This is a genomic window from Microbacterium sp. NPDC008134, assembly GCF_042957055.1.
GTDB lineage: Bacteria > Actinomycetota > Actinomycetes > Actinomycetales > Microbacteriaceae > Microbacterium.
Window position 1 is genome coordinate 201,281 of sequence record NZ_JBIBHO010000002.1, and the last position, 17,135, is coordinate 218,415.

Annotated in this window: 20 protein-coding genes and 1 tRNA gene; 18 read left to right on the forward strand and 3 right to left on the reverse strand. The window is 69.0% G+C overall.

The annotated features are described in order from the left end of the window. Positions 1–21: 21 nt before the first annotated feature. Positions 22–246, forward strand: a complete 225-nt coding sequence (locus ACFY9N_RS11465; protein WP_391478703.1) for a hypothetical protein — start codon at positions 22–24, stop codon at positions 244–246. After that, entirely contained in the window at positions 243–701 is a 459-nt protein-coding gene (locus tag ACFY9N_RS11470; protein ID WP_391478704.1) for a RidA family protein, read from the forward strand. Before ACFY9N_RS11465 ends, ACFY9N_RS11470 begins: the two co-directional genes overlap by 4 nt. A 63-nt stretch (positions 702–764) precedes the next feature. Here the strand turns inward: ACFY9N_RS11470 and acs are convergent, their stop codons facing one another. Then, positions 765–2,732: an acetate--CoA ligase gene (acs, locus tag ACFY9N_RS11475; RefSeq protein WP_391478705.1), complete on the reverse strand. Its 1,968-nt coding sequence runs from the start codon at positions 2,730–2,732 to the stop codon at positions 765–767. 360 nt (positions 2,733–3,092) lie between these two features. On the opposite strand from acs, the gene ACFY9N_RS11480 reads away from it, so the two are divergent. From ACFY9N_RS11480 to ACFY9N_RS11535, 12 genes are all read left to right on the forward strand, one after another. Continuing rightward, positions 3,093–4,106 (forward strand): TadA family conjugal transfer-associated ATPase, encoded by a 1,014-nt coding sequence (locus tag ACFY9N_RS11480; protein ID WP_391478707.1) that lies wholly within the window; start codon positions 3,093–3,095, stop codon positions 4,104–4,106. Continuing rightward, positions 4,103–4,993 (forward strand): type II secretion system F family protein, encoded by an 891-nt coding sequence (locus ACFY9N_RS11485; RefSeq protein WP_391478708.1) that lies wholly within the window; start codon positions 4,103–4,105, stop codon positions 4,991–4,993. The genes ACFY9N_RS11480 and ACFY9N_RS11485 overlap by 4 nt, the downstream gene beginning before the upstream one ends. Positions 4,994–5,038: 45 nt before the next feature. Next, a complete protein-coding gene (locus ACFY9N_RS11490) occupies positions 5,039–5,236 on the forward strand; it encodes a DUF4244 domain-containing protein (RefSeq protein ID WP_391478709.1) in 198 nt (65 codons plus the stop codon). After that, positions 5,236–5,592: a TadE family type IV pilus minor pilin gene (locus tag ACFY9N_RS11495; RefSeq protein WP_391478711.1), complete on the forward strand. Its 357-nt coding sequence runs from the start codon at positions 5,236–5,238 to the stop codon at positions 5,590–5,592. Before ACFY9N_RS11490 ends, ACFY9N_RS11495 begins: the two co-directional genes overlap by 1 nt. Then, a complete protein-coding gene (locus tag ACFY9N_RS11500) occupies positions 5,592–5,921 on the forward strand; it encodes a helicase (RefSeq protein WP_391478712.1) in 330 nt (109 codons plus the stop codon). The genes ACFY9N_RS11495 and ACFY9N_RS11500 overlap by 1 nt, the downstream gene beginning before the upstream one ends. A gap of 79 nt (positions 5,922–6,000) precedes the next feature. Beyond that, a complete protein-coding gene (gene topA / locus ACFY9N_RS11505; protein WP_391478713.1) occupies positions 6,001–8,814 on the forward strand; it encodes a type I DNA topoisomerase in 2,814 nt (937 codons plus the stop codon). After that, complete coding sequence (gene tmk / locus ACFY9N_RS11510) at positions 8,811–9,440, forward strand: dTMP kinase (protein ID WP_391478715.1); 630 nt, start codon at positions 8,811–8,813, stop codon at positions 9,438–9,440. The genes topA and tmk overlap by 4 nt, the downstream gene beginning before the upstream one ends. A gap of 68 nt (positions 9,441–9,508) precedes the next feature. Beyond that, a complete protein-coding gene (locus ACFY9N_RS11515; protein ID WP_391478716.1) occupies positions 9,509–10,666 on the forward strand; it encodes a DNA polymerase III subunit delta' in 1,158 nt (385 codons plus the stop codon). Further along, positions 10,663–12,222: an alpha/beta hydrolase gene (locus ACFY9N_RS11520; RefSeq protein WP_391478717.1), complete on the forward strand. Its 1,560-nt coding sequence runs from the start codon at positions 10,663–10,665 to the stop codon at positions 12,220–12,222. Before ACFY9N_RS11515 ends, ACFY9N_RS11520 begins: the two co-directional genes overlap by 4 nt. Positions 12,223–12,303: 81 nt before the next feature. Continuing rightward, positions 12,304–12,379, forward strand: a tRNA-Thr gene (locus ACFY9N_RS11525). 126 nt (positions 12,380–12,505) lie between these two features. Continuing rightward, positions 12,506–13,780, forward strand: coding sequence for a tyrosine-type recombinase/integrase (locus ACFY9N_RS11530; RefSeq protein WP_391478719.1), 1,275 nt, complete (start codon positions 12,506–12,508; stop codon positions 13,778–13,780). Between the two features lie 10 nt (positions 13,781–13,790). Next, positions 13,791–14,213, forward strand: a complete 423-nt coding sequence (locus ACFY9N_RS11535) for a DUF2510 domain-containing protein (RefSeq protein ID WP_391478720.1) — start codon at positions 13,791–13,793, stop codon at positions 14,211–14,213. Positions 14,214–14,223: 10 nt separating this feature from the next. Here the strand turns inward: ACFY9N_RS11535 and ACFY9N_RS11540 are convergent, their stop codons facing one another. Next, positions 14,224–14,670: an ImmA/IrrE family metallo-endopeptidase gene (locus tag ACFY9N_RS11540; RefSeq protein WP_391478722.1), complete on the reverse strand. Its 447-nt coding sequence runs from the start codon at positions 14,668–14,670 to the stop codon at positions 14,224–14,226. Next, a complete protein-coding gene (locus ACFY9N_RS11545) occupies positions 14,667–15,101 on the reverse strand; it encodes a hypothetical protein (protein ID WP_391478723.1) in 435 nt (144 codons plus the stop codon). Before ACFY9N_RS11545 ends, ACFY9N_RS11540 begins: the two co-directional genes overlap by 4 nt. A gap of 246 nt (positions 15,102–15,347) precedes the next feature. Here ACFY9N_RS11545 and ACFY9N_RS11550 point away from each other — a divergent pair, with 246 nt between their 5' ends. The 4 genes from ACFY9N_RS11550 to ACFY9N_RS11565 all read left to right on the forward strand — a co-directional run bounded on the left by ACFY9N_RS11550 (position 15,348) and on the right by ACFY9N_RS11565 (position 17,105). After that, positions 15,348–15,524, forward strand: a complete 177-nt coding sequence (locus ACFY9N_RS11550; RefSeq protein WP_391478725.1) for a hypothetical protein — start codon at positions 15,348–15,350, stop codon at positions 15,522–15,524. Beyond that, positions 15,521–15,739 (forward strand): hypothetical protein, encoded by a 219-nt coding sequence (locus ACFY9N_RS11555; RefSeq protein WP_391478726.1) that lies wholly within the window; start codon positions 15,521–15,523, stop codon positions 15,737–15,739. Before ACFY9N_RS11550 ends, ACFY9N_RS11555 begins: the two co-directional genes overlap by 4 nt. A gap of 575 nt (positions 15,740–16,314) precedes the next feature. Next, positions 16,315–16,518, forward strand: a complete 204-nt coding sequence (locus tag ACFY9N_RS11560) for a hypothetical protein (RefSeq protein ID WP_391478727.1) — start codon at positions 16,315–16,317, stop codon at positions 16,516–16,518. Next, positions 16,515–17,105: a hypothetical protein gene (locus tag ACFY9N_RS11565; RefSeq protein ID WP_391478728.1), complete on the forward strand. Its 591-nt coding sequence runs from the start codon at positions 16,515–16,517 to the stop codon at positions 17,103–17,105. Before ACFY9N_RS11560 ends, ACFY9N_RS11565 begins: the two co-directional genes overlap by 4 nt. Positions 17,106–17,135 lie beyond the last annotated feature (30 nt).

The window sequence follows — 17,135 nt, forward strand, 5'->3', positions numbered from 1 at the left end:
ACGACGATCCGATGGAGTGCCATGACCACGTGGGAATACCTCACCACGCCGCTGCTGATCCACAACACCGCTGCGATCCTCAACAACTGGGGCAAGCAGGGCTGGGAGCTCGTCCAGGTGGTGCAGGGTCCCGAGGGCGGACTCGTCGCCTACTTCAAGCGTCCGGTCACGCAGGACGGCTCCAACGACACCGGTCTCGCGGCCGCGGCGCAGGCCGCCCGCCAGTTCGAGGGCGGTGCCGCGTGAGCATCTCCGCCCGCCTCGCCGACCTCGGCATCGAGCTTCCCGCCGTCGCCGCCCCGGTCGCCGCGTACGTCCCGGCCGTCGTGCACTCGGGTCTCGTCTACACGTCCGGTCAGCTCCCGTTCACCGACGGCGCTCTTCCGGCGACCGGCAAGGTCGGCGCGGCGGTCGACGCCGATGCGGCGAAGTCCTACGCGCGCACCTGCGCGCTGAACGCTCTCGCCGCCGCTGCGGACGCCGCGGGCGGTGTCGACCGGATCGCCGGCGTCCTGCGCGTCGGCGGGTTCGTGGCATCCGTTCCCGAGTTCTCGGGTCAGCCCGGAGTCATCAACGGCGCGAGCGAGGTACTCGGCGAGATCTTCGGCGACGCGGGCCGCCATGCGCGCGCCGCCGTCGGAGTGCCCGTGCTGCCGCTCGACAGCCCCGTCGAGGTCGAGGTCACCTTCGTCCTCGCCTGAGCATCCGCTCGTCACGAAGAACGCCCCCTTCCGAATCGAAGGGGGCGTTCTCGTATCCCGGCGTTACTTGACCTGCGACGAGATGATCGTCATGACCGCGGTGTCGGCCAGTGTCGTCGTGTCGCCGACCTCGCGCCCCTCGGCGACGTCGCGCAGCAGGCGGCGCATGATCTTGCCCGAGCGGGTCTTGGGCAGCTCGCCCACGACGTAGACGTCGCGCGGGCGGGCGATCGCGCCGATCTGCTCACCGACCCACAGGCGCAGCTGCTGGGCGAGGCCGGCCGGGTCATGGGCTGCGAGATAACTCTCCTTGATGATGACGAAGGCGACCACCGCCTGCCCCGTCGTCTCGTCGGATGCTCCGACGACGGCCGCCTCGGCTGTCGCCTCATGCGCGACGAGCGACGACTCGATCTCGGCCGTCGAGAGGCGGTGGCCCGAGACGTTCATCACGTCGTCCACACGTCCGAGCAGCCAGAGGTCGCCGTCGTCGTCGAGGCGCGCGCCGTCGCCGGCGAAGTAGTAGCCCTTGTCCTCGAACTTCTCCCAGTAGGTCTCGCGGAAACGCTCCGGGTCGCCCCAGATGCCGCGCAGCATGCTCGGCCAGGGTTCGGTCACCACGAGCAGGCCGCCGTTGCCGTTGCCGACGTCGTGGCCCTGCTCGTCGACGACGTCGATGCGGATGCCGGGCAGCGGCACCTGCGCCGAGCCCGGCTTCGTGGCGGTCACGCCGGGGAGCGGGGAGACCATGATCGCGCCCGTCTCGGTCTGCCACCACGTGTCGACGATGGGCGTGCGATTCCCGCCGATGACCTCGCGGTACCACATCCAGGCCTCGGGGTTGATGGGCTCTCCCACCGATCCGAGCACGCGCAGCGACGACAGGTCGAACTTCTGCGGGACGCTGCGTCCGATCTTCATGAACGAGCGGATGGCGGTCGGAGCGGTGTAGAAGATCGACACCTCGTACTTCTCGATGATCTCCCACCAACGCCCGGGGTGCGGGGCATCCGGCGTTCCTTCGTAGATGACCTGCGTCGCGCCGTTCGCGAGCGGACCGTAGGTCACGTAGGAGTGCCCGGTGATCCAGCCGATGTCGGCCGTGCACCAGTAGACGTCGCTCTCGGCGTGCAGGTCGAAGACGTACTTGTGCGAGTACGCGGCCTGCGTGAGGTATCCGCCGGACGTGTGCAGGATGCCCTTCGGCTTCCCGGTCGTGCCGGACGTGTAGAGGATGAAGAGGGGGTTCTCGGCGGGGAACGCCTCGGCGGTGTGATCGGCGGATGCCGCGGGCACGGCCTCGTGCCACCAGACATCGCGTCCCTCGACCCAGTCGACGTCGTTGCCGCCGCGCTTGACGACGAGCACGTGCTCGACCGTGAGCTGCTCGCCGTCGCCGCGGTCGCTCAGTGCTTGGTCGACGGCGGGCTTGAGGGCCGAGACGCGTCCCTTGCGGTAGCCGCCGTCGGCCGTGATGACGACCTTCGCGCCGGCGTCGTCGATGCGTGCGCGCAGGCTGTCGGCGCTGAACCCGCCGAAGACGACCGAGTGGATGGCGCCGAGGCGCGCGACCGCGAGCATCGCGGCGACGGCCTCCGGGATCATCGGCAGGTAGATGGCGACGCGGTCGCCCTGGCCGACGCCGAGATCGGCGAGCACGTTGGCCGTGCGCTTGACCTCATCCGTCAGCTCGGCGTAAGTGATGCTGCGACTGTCGCCGGGCTCGCCCTCCCAGTGCAGCGCGACGCGATCGCCGTTGCCCTGCTCGACGTGTCGGTCGAGGCAGTTGTACGCGACGTTGAGCTCGCCGTCGTCGAACCACTTGGCGAACGGCGGCGCCGACCAGTCGAGCACCTGCGTGAACGGCGTGTGCCAGTGCAGCAGTTCGCGCGACTGATCCGCCCAGAAGCCCTCGCGGTCGGCGGCGGCGCGCTCGTAGAGCTCGGGGGACGAGATCGACTGGGCGACGAACTCCTCGGACGGTGGGAACTGACGGTTCTCATCGAGAAGGTGGTCGATCTGACTGCTCATCGGCAGACGCTCCTTTGCGGCTGGGGTCGATCCCGGGTGGTGCGTCCGGGACAGGGCGAATCTAGTCTCGCCCACGGAGGACCAATACTGCCGAAAGTCGGTAGTCGCGTCGGTTTTGTCAGTACGGTTGCCTTGCGTACACTCGACCTCAGCCGAATACTCATTCCGGCCTTGGCGCGCCCGATTCCCCCGATCGGTGCCCGCCCCGGGCGGCACCTCATTCCCCCCGTGAGGTGCCGCCTTTCTCGTTGCCGGCCGCACGCCGTGGTTGTTTCTGCACGGCGCGGAAATGCTGCAGGTTCTGCACAGTGACCGCGCCCGCGGATCAGCGGGGCCTCCGTCGTTGCCTATCGTCGGGGCATGGCCGATCCGTTCATCCTCCAGCCCCGGGGCGCTGAGAGTCCGCACGGTGCCTCCGCGCCGATGGGGCCCGATCCGCTGCGGATCGATCCCGCTTTCGGGATGCTGGCCGAGCACTGCGCCGACGATTCCGTCACCGACCTCTTCGTCAACGGCGATGGCGGGTTGTTCCTCGATCGTGGAGACGGTGCCGAGCCCGTGCCCGAGTGGCGGGCGTCCGAGCGCGAGGTCCGCGATCTCGCGGTCGCGCTCGTGGGCCTCGGTGGGCGTCATCTCGATGACCAGTCGCCGTGCGTCGACGTACGGCTCGATTCCGGCATCCGCGTGCACGCCGTGCTGGCGCCCGTCGCGGCCAGCGGAACCGCGATCTCGATCCGCATCCCGCGGGTGCGGGCTGCCGATCTCGATGCGCTCGCGGCCCTCGGGTGCTTCGACGAGCGGATGCACCGGTGGCTCACGACGCTCGTGCGGGAACGAGCGAACCTGCTGATCACCGGCGGAACGGGCACGGGGAAGACGACGCTGCTCTCCGCGCTGCTGTCGGAGGCGACGGACTCGGAGCGTCTGGTGACCATCGAAGACGTCGCCGAATTGCGGCCGCGGCATCCGCACCATGTCGCCCTGGAAGCGCGGCAGGCCAACCTCGAGGGCGCGGGAGGAATCACCCTCGCCCGGCTCGTGCGGGAGTCGCTGCGCATGCGGCCCGATCGGCTCATCGTGGGCGAGTGCCGCGGCGAGGAGATCCGTGAGCTGCTCACCGCACTCAACACCGGACACGACGGCGGCGCGGGCACGTTGCACGCGAGCGGACTCACCGACGTGCCCGCACGGTTGGAGGCGCTCGGCGCGCTCGCGGGGATGGACGCCACGGCGCTGGCACGGCAGACGGTGAGCGCGTTCAGCATCGTGCTCCACCTCGTGCGCGACCCCTGCGGAACCAGGCGCATCGCACAGGCCGGGGCGTTCGCGCTCACGGACGAGCGGTTGACGATCGAGGAGGTGCGGCCGTGGTGAGGCGTCGATCACGCACGGAAGTGCACGATACGGATGCCGCGACCTCCGTTCTGATGCTGGCCGTTCTGCTGCACGCAGGAGCCATACCGACCGTCGCGTGGCGCCATCTCGCCGACACCGGTGACCGTCACGCGATCGCGATCGTGTCGCGCATCGACGCGGGCGATCAGATCGCCGCCGCGATCGAGGCGGAGGGCGGGGTATGGCGCGACCTCGCCGCGGCCTGGGAGATCGCGACCATCGTGGGTGCCCCGCTCGCCGACGTGCTGCGCACGCTCGCCGAGACGCTGCGCGACGCCGCGTCCGCGGCCGACGACGTGCGCGTCGCGCTCGCAGAGCCCGCCGGCACGGCGCGTCTGCTGCTCTGGATGCCGCTCGCCGGCCTGCTCCTGGGATTCGCCCTCGGTTTCGACACGATCGGCGTGATCGTGCGCAATCCGATCGGCACCGCGTGCGTTGTCGTCGGAGGAGGTCTCGTTCTCCTGGCGCGAGCCTGGACGGCGAGCCTCCTCCGGAGGGCACGTCCGTCCCCGGGAACGCCCGGCATGCCCGCCGAACTCATCGCCGTGGCCTTGGCGGGCGGAGCGTCGATCGATCGGGCGCTGAGCCTCCTCGATGAGGTGGGAGCGGTCGCCCACGGGGGAGCGGATCGAGCGCTCGACGTGATCGAGCTGTCTCGCGCCGCCGGTGTCCCCGCCGTCGAACTCCTCCGCGCGTCGGCCGCCCAGGAGCGGCATGCGTCACGGGTCGAGGGCAGGTTGCGTGCATCGCGGCTGTCGACGCGGCTGCTCCTCCCGCTCGGCGTCTGCACGCTCCCCGCCTTCCTGCTGCTGGGAATCGCCCCGATGCTTCTCGCCGTCCTGACCTCCACACCGCTCCCGATATGAGCGGAACGACGACGCGACCGCGTCACATCAGAAAGAAGGAACACCATGAACCCACTTCCCCCTCTCGACCGGCGCCGGGCCGCCTCGCTGTTCGGCGACGAATCCGGCGCGGCGACGGCCGAGTATGCAATCACCACGATGGCCGCCGTCGCCTTCGCCGGGTTGCTCGTGGTCATCATGCGCTCCGACGAGGTGCGCGGCATCCTCACCGATCTCGTACGCCGGGCGTTGACCGTGGCGTGATGCCTCGCATGCGACTCACGCGGCTCGGCGGCGACCGGGGATCGGTCGCCGCCGAGCTGGCCCTCGCTCTGCCGGCGGTCGTGCTCGTTCTCGCGCTCGGTGCCGGAGCGCTCGGCGCCGCCGCCCGTCAGGTGTCGCTGCAGGACGCAGCAGCCGATGCCGCGCGCCTCCTCGGAAGAGGAGAAGACTCGGGGCGCGCCGCCGATGCCGTCGGGCGTGCGGCACCCGGTGCCAGCATGTCATCGTCGAACTCGGGTGATTTCGTCTGCGTCACCGCGCACGCGACGGTCGCCGTCGGGAGCCTCATCAGCGTGCCTCTCCAAGCCTCGAGTTGCGCCTTGGCCGGTGGGCTCTGATGGCGGGCTCCGCGCTCGCCGCCGGCATCCTCGTCGCGGCCACGGGCCTCGCCCTCGGGCTCGCCGCGGTCGGCGGAGCGGCTGTCACGGCGCAGCGGGTCGCCGGCGCGGCGGATGCGGCGGCGCTCGCCGCGGCCGACGCCGTCAGCGGCGCCGTGGTCGTCGCCGACGACCCCTGCGCCTTCGCCGCGCGGGTGGCCGCGGCCGGGGGAGCGACCCTCACCGGATGCTCGATCGACGGCTTCGTGGCGACCGTGCAGGTCGAGTCGGCGTACGCTGGAGTCGCTGCCGTCTCCCGAGCCCGCGCCGGGCCACCCGAAGGCGAATGACGGCAGAACGTACCTCCTCACTGCGACACACCCGGATAGCAGGGGTGTGTATGGTGTGCTTCGAAGAAAGGACGCACCCTTGGCTGAAGGCAAGAAGCTCGTCATCGTCGAGTCTCCGACGAAGATGCGGTCGATCCAGGGATACCTCGGCGACGGTTACGAGGTGCTCAGCTCCGTCGGCCATATCCGCGATCTCGCCGACAAGCGCGACATCCCGGCCGCCGACAAGGAGGCCTACGGGAAGTACTCGATCGACATCGAGAACGGCTTCGACCCCTATTACGTCGTCTCCGATCGCAAGACGAAGACGGTCGCCGAGCTCAAGCGCGCCCTGAAGACCGCCGACGAGCTCCTGCTCGCCACTGATGAGGACCGCGAGGGCGAGGCGATCGCCTGGCACCTGCTCGAGACCCTCAAGCCGAAGGTCCCCGTCAAGCGCATGGTCTTCCACGAGATCACCAAGGACGCGATCCAGGCGGCGGTCGGCAACACCCGCGAACTCGACCACGCGCTCGTCGATGCGCAGGAGACCCGTCGCATCCTCGATCGTCTCTACGGCTGGGACGTCTCGCCCGTCCTCTGGTACAAGGTCAAGACCGGCATCTCGGCCGGGCGCGTCCAGTCCGCCGCGACCCGCCTGATCGTCGATCGGGAGCGCGAGCGCATGGCGTTCGTCTCGGCCGACTACTGGGACGTCGACGCCGCAGCGGCCGCGACCGGAACCTCGTTCCGAATCCGACTCGTGCGCGTCGACGGCGGCCAGCTCGCCCGCGGGACCGACTTCGACGACCGCGGTGCCCTGAAGAAGGCCGTCGTCGTGCTCGACGAGGCGAAGGCGCACGCTCTCGCTCAGGCGGTCGAGTCGGCAGGCGCAGGCACGGTGACCAAGGTCGAGGCCAAGCCCGGAACCCGCAGCCCCTACGCCCCGTTCACCACCTCGACGATGCAGCAGGAGGCGGGCCGCAAGCTCTCGATGGGGGCGAAGCAGGCGATGAGCGTCGCCCAGCGCCTCTACGAGAAGGGGTACATCACCTATATGCGTACCGACTCCACGTCGCTGAGCACCCAGGCGGTGCAGGCGGCGCGGAGCCAGGCGGTCGCGCTCTACGGCGACTCGGCGGTGCCGCTCAAGCCCCGCGTGTACAAGTCGAAGAGCAAGAACGCCCAGGAGGCCCACGAGGCGATCCGTCCCTCGGGCGACAACTTCCGCACCCCCGCGTCGCTCTCATCCGAGCTTGACCGCGACGAGCAGCGCCTTTACGACCTGATCTGGAAGCGCACCGTCGCCAGCCAGATGGCCGACGCCAAGTACGAGACGACGACCGTCACCATCGCGGTGCAGGCAGCCGACCAGCTCGCCGAGTTCACCGCGTCCGGGACGGTCTACACGTTCAAGGGCTTCCTCGAGGCGTACGAAGAGGGTCGCGACGAGAAGCGCGGCGATGCGGATGCCGCCGAGAACCAGTCGCTCCCGGCCGTCGCCGTGGGCGACGAGCTGGCGGTCTCCGAGGCAGAGGCCAAGGGCCACCGCACGACGCCGAAGCCGCGGTACACCGAGGCATCGCTCGTGAAGGTGCTCGAGGAGAAGGGCATCGGGCGTCCGTCGACGTTCGCGACGATTCCCGAGACGATCCTCGATCGCGGGTACGCGGTCAAGCGCGGTCAGGCGCTCGTGCCCACCTGGCTCGCCTTCAGCGTCGTCCGCCTGCTCGAAGAGCACTTCGCCGAACTGGTCGACTACGACTTCACCGCCGCGCTCGAAGACGACCTCGACACGATCGCGCGCGGCGAGCAGGACCGCGTCGAGTGGCTGAAGGGCTTCTACTTCGGCTCCGACGCGCACGTCGGTCTGCGCAAGGTGGTCGACAACCTCGGCGAGATCGATGCGCGTGCGCTCAACTCGACGCCGATCACCGACACCGCGACGCTGCGCTTCGGCAAGTACGGCCCCTACCTCGAGGTCGCCGACCCGGCGAATCCCGAGGCCAAGCCGCGCATCGTCAACGTTCCGGAGGATCTCGCACCCGACGAGCTCACGGCCACGAAGGCGCAGGAACTCATCGACGCTCCCGTCGCCGGCGACCGCGTCCTGGGGGAGAACCCCGAGAACGGCAAGATCGTCGTCGTCAAGGACGGGCGCTTCGGGCCGTACGTACAGGAGAACGACCCGGTGTCCGAGGACGCGGCGGTCGACGAGGCGACCGGTGAGGTCGTCGAAGCCCCGAAGAAGCGGGGCACGAAGAAGGAAGCCGCGCCCAAGCCGCGCACCGCATCGCTCTTCAAGTCGATGTCGGTCGACGAGATCGATCTCGACACCGCCCTGCAGCTGCTCACCCTCCCGCGCGTCGTCGGTGTAGACCCCGAGTCGGGTGACGAGATCACGGCGCAGAACGGACGCTTCGGGCCGTACCTGAAGAAGGGCACCGACTCACGTTCGCTCGAGAGCGAGTCCCAGATCTTCGACGTGACCCTCGAGCAGGCGCTCGAGATCTACACGCAGCCCAAGTACGGAGCTCGCCGGGCTTCCAGCGCGCTCGCCGAGTTCGACGCCGATCCGGTCAGCGGCAAACCGATCCGCATCCGCGACGGTCGCTTCGGGGCCTACGTGACCGACAGCGAGACCAACGTCACGATCCCGCGCGGCCAGAAGCCCGAGGACATCACGTTCGAGATCGCCGTGCAGATGCTGGCCGACAAGCGCGCGAAGGGCCCCGCCCCCAAGCGAGGCTCGCGAGCGGCGGCGAAGAAGGCGCCGGCGAAGAAGGCTCCCGCCAAGAAGTCGGCGAAGAAGGCCCCGACGGATGCCGAGAAGTCGGCGGCCCGATCGGCGGCCGCCAAGAAGGCGGCGGCGACGCGCGCCGCGAACGCCGCAGCGAAGAAGGCCGGTTCGTGACCGCAGTCCGCGGTCGCTGGATCACGCTCGAGGGCGGTGACGGCTCGGGCAAGACGACGCAGTCGGATCTGCTCGCGACCTGGCTGTCGGATGCCGGGCACGAGGTCGTGCGCACGCGCGAGCCCGGTGGGTCGGAGGTCGGCCAGCTGATCCGAGATATCGTGCTGCACCACCGCGGCGACATCGCTCCCCGTGCCGAAGCGCTGCTGTACGCGGCGGACCGGGCGCACCACGTCGCGACCGTCGTCCGCCCCGCACTCGAGCGTGGCGACATCGTGCTGCAGGATCGCTACCTCGACTCATCCGTCGCGTACCAGGGGGCGGGCCGTGTGCTCGATGCCACCGAGATCCGCGACCTGTCGCTCTGGGCCGCCGAAGGCGCGCTTCCCGACCTGACGGTGCTGCTCGACCTCGACCCGCAGACTGCGCGCACCCGGCTCGACTCGGCCGACAAGCCCTTCGATCGACTCGAGGCCGAGAAGGCGGAGTTCCACGGCCGCGTGCGTGACGCGTACCTCGGGTTGGCGGCGGCGGAACCCGAGCGCTTCCTCGTGATCGACGCATCCGCACCCGCCGGCGCGATCGCCGCCGAGATCCGCGCGCGCGTCGCATCGTTCCTGGCCTGAGCCGCATCGTCCGCACAGGGAAGCCCCGTTGTTCGGTCGGTGTCGGCGGTGCCGATTAGGCTGAGTGCATGCCCGAGACCATCGCCGCCCCTTTCCCGTGGGCCGATGTGTGGGGGCAGGATGCCGCGGTCGAGACGCTGCGCGATGCGGCATCCGATCCGTCTGCGCTGTCGCACGCCTGGTTGCTCACGGGCCCACCGGGGTCCGGGCGCTCCACTCTCGCCTACGCCTTCGCGGCGGCGCTGATCGCCGAGGGGCCCCACGACGAGGCGACCATGCGGCAGGTGCTCGCGGGCACGCACCCCGATGTGACGGCGCTGCGCACCGACAAGGTCATCATCACGATCGCCGAGGCCCGCGCCCTGGTCGAGCGATCGTATTTCGCTCCGTCGGCCGGGCGCTATCGCGTCATCGTCGTCGAGGATGCCGATCGCATGGTCGAGCGCACCTCGAACGTGCTGCTGAAGGCGCTCGAAGAGCCGCCCGAGAAGACCGTCTGGATCCTCTGCGCTCCCAGCGAGGCCGATCTGCTCCCGACCATCCGTTCGCGGGTGCGGTCGCTGAGACTCCGCGAACCCGACGTGGCCGACGTCGCGCGGCTGATCGGTCTGCGCACGGGGGTCGACGAGGTCGTCGCCGAGCAGGCGGCACGGCACTCGCAGCGACACATCGGCATGGCGCAGCGGCTCGCCACCGACGAGGCTGCCCGTCGCCGCCGCGACGACACGCTCCGTTCGGTGATCGGCGTGCGCGGAGTCGGTGACGCCGTCGAGGTCGCCGGGCGCATCATCCAGGCCGCCACCGAAGACGCCAAGGCATTGACCGCCGAACGCGACGCGGCCGAGCGCGCGAACCTGCTGCGCATGGTCGGCGTCGCCGAAGGACAGGCGGTTCCCCCGGCTCTGCGTTCCCAGCTCTCAGCCCTGGAAGACGACCAGAAGAAGCGCGCCACCCGAAGCCTGCGCGATGGCATCGATCGCGTGCTCACCGATCTGCAGTCGCTCTTCCGCGACGTCGTGATGCTGCAGTTCGGCCGCAGCGACGCATTGATCAACCGTGAACTGCAGGCCGAACTGAGCGCCCTCGCCGAAGCCTGGCCCCAGACCCGTACGCTGGTCGTACTCGACCACCTCGCCGATACGCGGCAGGCGCTGGAGCGAAATGTCGCCCCACTGCTCGCCCTCGAGAGCTTGCTCGTGACCATCGCGAGCGGGAGGACACCGTGAACATCCGTCAGACTTCCCGCCTCCGCCGCGCCGCCGCGCTCATCGCCGGCCTCGCCGTCGCGTCCGTCGCGCTCTCGGGCTGCCTCTATTCGATGATCCCGGAGGAGACGGCGACGCGTCCGTCGGCGACGAACGCCCCCGACACCGAGGGTGTCTCCGAGGAGCTCCTCCCGTTCTACTCGCAGGAGTTGAGCTGGGACTCGTGCGGCGGCGCCGGCTTCGACTGCACGACGATCACCGCCCCGCTCGACTGGGAGAACCCCGCCGAGGGCGAAATCGAGCTCTCCGTGATCCGGCACCAGGCCGAGCAGACGCCGATGGGGTCGCTCCTCACCAACCCCGGCGGTCCCGGGGCCAGCGGCGTCGAGCTCATCCGCGACAGTCTCGACTACGCGGTCGGAGCCGACCTCATCGAGAACTACGACGTCATCGGCTTCGACCCGCGCGGCGTGGGCGGGTCGACGGCGGTGCGTTGCTTCGACGCAGCCGACATGGACGCCTACCTCTACGACATCCCGGCCTCGCCCCGCGGCACCGCCGAGTGGGAGGCCGAGCTCACCGAGCGCAACACCGCGTTCGCCGAGGCGTGCGACGCGAACAGCGACGGCATCCTGCCGTACATCACGACCGTCAACTCCGCCCGCGACATGGACCTTATCCGCGCGGTGCTCGGCGACTCGCAGCTCAACTACCTCGGCTACTCCTACGGCACCTTCCTGGGCGCGACCTACGCCAACCTGTACCCCGAGAAGGCCGGACGCCTCGTGCTCGACGGTGCGATCGACCCCTCGGTGCCCGGGCTCGAAGTCGGCGCGACGCAGGCGCTCGGATTCGAATCGGCCCTGCGCGCCTACATGCAGGACTGCCTCGATTCCGGCAGCTGCCCGTTCAACGGTTCGGTCGACGATGCGATGGCGGATCTCGGCGCGCTGCTCGCGAGCGTCGATCGCACGCCGCTGGAGAACGGCGACGGAAGGATGCTCGGAGCCGACTCGCTCATGACGGGCATCATCGCCGCCCTCTACTCGCAGGACAGCTGGACGTTCCTCACGCAGGCGCTCGACGAAGCGCTTCAGGGCGACCCCTCGACGGCATTCGTGCTGGCGGACTTCTACAACGGTCGCGAAGCCGGCTCCTACCTCGACAACTCCACCGAGGCGTTCCGCGCGTACAACTGCATGGACTACCCGGTCGAAGACGACCCCGACGCCGAGGCCGCGACGACGAAGAAGATCGAAGAGGGTGCGCCCACCATCGCGCCGTACTGGACCGGACCCGATTCCTGCGAGGTGTGGCCCTACCCGCCCACGGGAACCCGCGGCGAGATCACGGCCGAGGGCGCCGGGCCGATCCTGGTCGTCGGCACGACCAACGACCCGGCCACGCCGTACGAGTGGTCGGAGGCGCTCGCCGAGCAGCTCGACGAGGGCGTGCTCATCACGCGAGTGGGCGAGGGGCACACCGGATACAACAAGGGCAACGGATGCGTCGACAACGCCGTGGAGGCGTTCTTCCTCGACGACGTGGTGCCCGAAGACGGCCTTCGCTGCGAGTGACACGCGCGTGAGTCGCGCTCGATTCGCGAGCGAGCGCGAGACAGGGTAATATCGGTGATCGCGCCGGTTCGTCCGTCGCACGCCGCTTTAGCTCAGTCGGCAGAGCATTTCACTCGTAATGAAAAGGTCGTCAGTTCGATTCTGACAAGCGGCTCCATCAAACCCCCGGAATCCCCCGTGATTCCGGGGGTTTCGTCGTTTATGTCGGTAGCACCTGCAAACGTAGCGATTGCGAGTGCATGTGTGCACCTATGTGTGCACTGCTCCGACGAGAGGACGAACGATGCCGAAGAAGCGCAGCCACGGCGACGGAGGGCTCTACTACATCAAGAGCCGGGGACTCTGGCGCGGTGTGGTCGACGATGGCTTTCACCCCGACGGACGAAGGCGTCAGCGCTACGTCGCCGGGCGCACCCAGGCCGAAGCGCGGAAGAAGCTCGACGCCCTCCGCGCCGAGATCGACCAGTTCGGCGCCCCGCTCGATAAAGCGGTGACCGTCGAGACGTGGGCGGAGCACTGGCTCCGCACCGTCTGCGAGCCGAGCATGAAGCCCGCGGCTCTCGCCGGCTACGAGTCCGCCGTTCGGAAGTGGGTTCTGCCCGCGTTGCGGAAGAAGCGCGTCTCCGCGTTGAAGCCGTCCGACGTGCGCGCGGTCACGAAGTCCGTCACCGACGCGGGCCGCGCCGTGTCATCCGCGCAGAAGGTGCACGCGGTGCTCTCCTCGATGCTTGAGGCCGCGCGCATGGACGGCGTCTGCGCGAAGAACGTCGCCCAGGACGTCACGCCTCCCGGGCGGGGTGAGGGCGGCCGCGGCGCGCTCGACACCGACGTCGCCCTCCGCGTCCTGCAGACCGCTCTCAGCCGGCCCGACGGCTCCCGGTGGTGGTTCGCGATCCTCACCGGCATGCGGCAGGGTGAGCGCCTCGGCGCGACGATCGACAGCGCGGACTTCGCCGCGCACGACTTCACCGTCCAGTGGTCGCTCACCGAGGTGCGCTTCCGACACGGATGCAGCGAGCCGTGCGCGAAGAAGCGCGCCGGCGCGTGCCCGAACCGGAAACTGATGGTCGGCCCAGGCCTCGTGCATCGTCAGCTCGACGGACGCCTCTGCATCGTGCGACCGAAGTCCGGCAACGTCCGCACGTTCCCCCTCATCCCCGCGCTCGAGAACGTCCTCACCACCTACCTCGCCGCCGACACCCGGCCGAACCCGCACGGCCTCATCTGGCGGAACGACGACGGCTCACCGATCACGCCAGAGCAGGATCAGGCCGAGTGGCGTTCGATCCTCCTCGAGGCGGGCGTCATCACCGCAGAGCAGGCGCTTCCGCCGCGCGAGCGTCCCGCGGGCACGCCAGACACCCCCACGACGCACTTCGCGCGCCACACGACCGCGACTGTGCTCATGGAGCTCGGCGTAGACGCGAAGGTCATCGGCGAGATCGTGGGCCACGTGGACGTGCGCACCACTCGCGGCTACCAGCACGTCTCGTCTGCCGAGGCGCGTCGCGCGCTTCAAGCCCTCGGCGACCACTTCGCCGTCGCGCTCGAAAGGTAGGCTCTCGACCATGGGAAAACGACAGCGCGTCTTCACCGGATGCGCGGACTGCCACAAGTGCACGACGAGCCGGGCCGCAGTCGGCGTCCGTAACACCGGCCGGGTCGGCGCCGCGGTCGCGACCGTCGGGCTCTCCGAGGCCGCGATGGCGCTCTCCCGCACCTGTAACACCTGCGGGCACCAGATGTCGCTCCACGACCGTCCCGGTGCGCAGAGCCTCGTCGGCCGCGCGATGAGCGCAGTCTTCGACCCCGGCCCCAACGCCGACGGACGCCCGTTCCCGCCGTCGTTCTACGAGGGGCAGGCGACGCCAGCGCAGCATGCCGCTCCGCCGATCGCCGGCGGCCCTGCAGCCGGCTGGTACTCCGACCCCGACGGCACGCCCAACCTGCGTTGGTGGAACGGCCAATCCTGGACTGACCACCGGAAGTGAGGGCGGCGGGTCAGCCTGCCGGCACCTTCTCGGCCCACTGGCCGAGTCCCATGCGCGGGTCGACGTAGACGTCGTCCCCGATGCGCGCGAGGAGACGCTGGAACGCGAGGACGATCTTCGTAGTCACGCCGAGGTCGTACGCGATCGCGCCGACGTGCGCGTCCCAGCGCTCCTCCGCGGCGCGGTAGCGCTCCGGCGTGATGAGGAGCATCGCCGCCCACTCATCGGCGCGGCGCTCCTGCTTCGCGTGCACGGGGCCGAACTTCGAGGGCACATCGCCCCACACCGCGTGACAGAGCTCGTGCGCGAGCGCGCAGATCTCCTTGCGTAGGGTCATGCCGTTGCGCAGGCGGATGCGCTTCAAGTCGTGGCGGTACTCGCCGTCGCGGGTCGCCAGGTCGACATACTCGATCGTGACCCCCAGGCTCGCCGCCATGTCCTCGAGCTTTCCCCTCATCCCTCGTACCCCTCGTCCGTTTCGTCGGCGTCCTCCCTCTCGGACGCGACCGCTCGAAGGTCATCTTGCACGGGGCCACGGACACCGATCGGAATCGGCAGGTCGCCCGTGAGGTCTTCGGTCGCCGTGGCGTTCTCGATGCGCACGACGATCTCGCGCGCCAGCTCGAGGTCGTCGAAGGCGGAGAGCGCGACTCGCGCGCCCAGGCGATTCGCCTCTTCGTCGGTGATGTAGCCAGCGGCGACGAAGGCGTCCGCGAGGTCGAGGTCGAACGCCCGACAGATCGAGACGACAGTCTCCACCGGGAGGTTCGTCGACCCCGTGAGCTGACGGTTCAGCGTTGACGGCTCGAGTCCTGCCCGCAGGGCGATCGCGCGCACGCTCCGCGATCCGGTAGCTCGCAGGAAGTAGTCGCTGATGTTCACTGGCATGAACTCAGTTTGATGCACTTTTGCATCACATGCAACCCGAACATCCTCGTAATGGAGCGGATGCGCGACACACCTTCGCCCAAGTGGTGCGGATATGACTTGCTTAACTGAAATTGTGTGGCAGAGTTGCCTCATCACAAGGCAGGAATGCAACACGAAGGGAGTGAGATGTCAGTCTCCATCCGAATCCGAGACGGTCTCATCGACCGCCTCCGCGAGGCCCGTAATCTTCCCTCCGAGGAAGCCATGGCTCGTCTGATCGGCACCGATCGCACGACCCTCCGCCGCGTCCAGCGAGGATCGCAGCCGTCCGGCGCGTTCATCGCGAGCTTCTGCGTCGCCTTCGGCCTCGGCATGGGCGAAGCGTTCGAGATCGTCCACGACGCCGCTGTCGTCGAAGCCCCGGTCGGAGCAGCGGCATGAGCGCCGGCGTCGTCCAGCGCATCGAATTCCCGCCGGCGCTGTTCACCCGCGAGCTCGGCGCCTTCTACCTCTCCGTCTCGCTCCGCGAGCTCGACGACCTCCGTGCGAAGGGGGAACTCATCCCCGTCGGCGACGGGAAGCGGGTGAAGTTCACCAAGGCCGAACTCGACCGCTACGTCGATTCGCTCCCCGAGCGGGACGCCGAGGGCCGCTGATGTCGCCCGACACCCTCCCGGTCTGGTTCTGGCTCCCGCTCGGTGTCGTGCTCTGGGCCGACCTCTCCTTCCGCCTGATCCGCGCTTTCCGCGCCACCTCTGACCGCCCGCGTCGCTAAACCGGGTCGCCGCGATCCCTGCCGCATGCGACAGGGCCGGTACTTAGTGCGCTCTCCGCGAGGGGATCAGCACGTGCACCAACTCAACTCCACACAGACCGAATCCCGCACAGGGATACGAGGGGCCAGTCGACGCCACGATGCTGCGACCCCTCATGCACTCGCTTCGGCGGGCCGTGGCAGGCCCGAGACGATGCGGAGGACGACTGTGCGGGGGGAACGCGCGCCGAAGGTCAAGCCGAGAAGGTGCGCTCGAGCGGGGGAGACGCTATGTCGCGCCGACGCCCCGCAGCGACCGTGACGCGCGAAGCGCTGAACAGGACGCGGGTGACTCATCGAAGGGAAGCCCACTGATTTCCGACCGGCGACGAGATATCGCCGGCGCCCGAACCAGGCAGTACACCGTGGGCCAGTCCACGGCGGGCACTTCCATCACCGCAACCCAGGAGGAACCGCATGTCAGATACGCAGAACAAGTGGATCGTCGAGACCCCGACGGAAACCGTCAAGGTGGATGGCGCGGCGATCTATACCGAGAACGGCGAACTGCACGTCGCCGAAGATGGTGGAACGTTCGCATCGCCGATCGTCGCCATCTTCGCGCCCGGGCGCTGGGATTCGGTCACGAAGGAGACCGGCAACGAAGCGAGCGCGTCGTGACCGGTATCGAGAACACCAGCGCGACCGATCCGTTGATCCTCTTCGCTGAGGCGCTGGGGAATCCCGGCGGATTCGTCGAGGCTCAAGAGGCGCGCGGTCAGGCGCAGGTCGTCGCGAGCGAGCAGCTCCCGACCGAAGCCGACTGGGATGCGCTCACCGCGCTCGGGTTCACCAAGGGCGACCCAGTACCCGGCGACGACCTGTTCGTGTACGCGACCATACCGGACGGCTGGACGAAGGAACCCACCGATCACTCGATGTACTCGGTCATCAAGGACGAGCGTGGCGTCGAGCGCGTGAGCATCGGCTACAAGGCCGCGTACTACGACCGCTGGGCGAACATGCACGTGAAGTATGTCGGTAGCGACATCGCCCTCCACCTCGTCTACGGGGACGGAGACATCGTCAAGCCGCCTCTCTGGGACGTTCTCACCGAGAGCGAGCGCTCGGAAGCTGTCGCACGAGCCAAGAGCCACCTGCAGGAGCGTGCCGAGTTCATCGAGCAGTACGGCAAGGGCGAGGACGACTACTACGCGAACCAGCTTCGCCGTGCTGAGTCAACGGTCGCCCTGCTCGAGTCCCTCTGACTCACTCAGCCCGTGCGTGCGCTCGCAGAT

What these genes read in the sequence shown, in the direction of transcription:
- ACFY9N_RS11465 (WP_391478703.1), top strand. Translation starts at nt 22, where the DNA reads ATGACCACGTGGGAATACCTCACCACGCCGCTGCTGATCCACAACACC.
- acs (WP_391478705.1), bottom strand. Translation starts at nt 2,732, where the DNA reads ATGAGCAGTCAGATCGACCACCTTCTCGATGAGAACCGTCAGTTCCCA.
- ACFY9N_RS11480 (WP_391478707.1), top strand. Translation starts at nt 3,093, where the DNA reads ATGGCCGATCCGTTCATCCTCCAGCCCCGGGGCGCTGAGAGTCCGCAC.
- ACFY9N_RS11490 (WP_391478709.1), top strand. Translation starts at nt 5,039, where the DNA reads ATGAACCCACTTCCCCCTCTCGACCGGCGCCGGGCCGCCTCGCTGTTC.
- ACFY9N_RS11495 (WP_391478711.1), top strand. Translation starts at nt 5,236, where the DNA reads ATGCCTCGCATGCGACTCACGCGGCTCGGCGGCGACCGGGGATCGGTC.
- ACFY9N_RS11500 (WP_391478712.1), top strand. Translation starts at nt 5,592, where the DNA reads ATGGCGGGCTCCGCGCTCGCCGCCGGCATCCTCGTCGCGGCCACGGGC.
- ACFY9N_RS11515 (WP_391478716.1), top strand. Translation starts at nt 9,509, where the DNA reads ATGCCCGAGACCATCGCCGCCCCTTTCCCGTGGGCCGATGTGTGGGGG.
- ACFY9N_RS11530 (WP_391478719.1), top strand. Translation starts at nt 12,506, where the DNA reads ATGCCGAAGAAGCGCAGCCACGGCGACGGAGGGCTCTACTACATCAAG.
- ACFY9N_RS11535 (WP_391478720.1), top strand. Translation starts at nt 13,791, where the DNA reads ATGGGAAAACGACAGCGCGTCTTCACCGGATGCGCGGACTGCCACAAG.
- ACFY9N_RS11540 (WP_391478722.1), bottom strand. Translation starts at nt 14,670, where the DNA reads ATGAGGGGAAAGCTCGAGGACATGGCGGCGAGCCTGGGGGTCACGATC.
- ACFY9N_RS11545 (WP_391478723.1), bottom strand. Translation starts at nt 15,101, where the DNA reads ATGCCAGTGAACATCAGCGACTACTTCCTGCGAGCTACCGGATCGCGG.
- ACFY9N_RS11550 (WP_391478725.1), top strand. Translation starts at nt 15,348, where the DNA reads ATGGCTCGTCTGATCGGCACCGATCGCACGACCCTCCGCCGCGTCCAG.
- ACFY9N_RS11555 (WP_391478726.1), top strand. Translation starts at nt 15,521, where the DNA reads ATGAGCGCCGGCGTCGTCCAGCGCATCGAATTCCCGCCGGCGCTGTTC.
- ACFY9N_RS11560 (WP_391478727.1), top strand. Translation starts at nt 16,315, where the DNA reads ATGTCAGATACGCAGAACAAGTGGATCGTCGAGACCCCGACGGAAACC.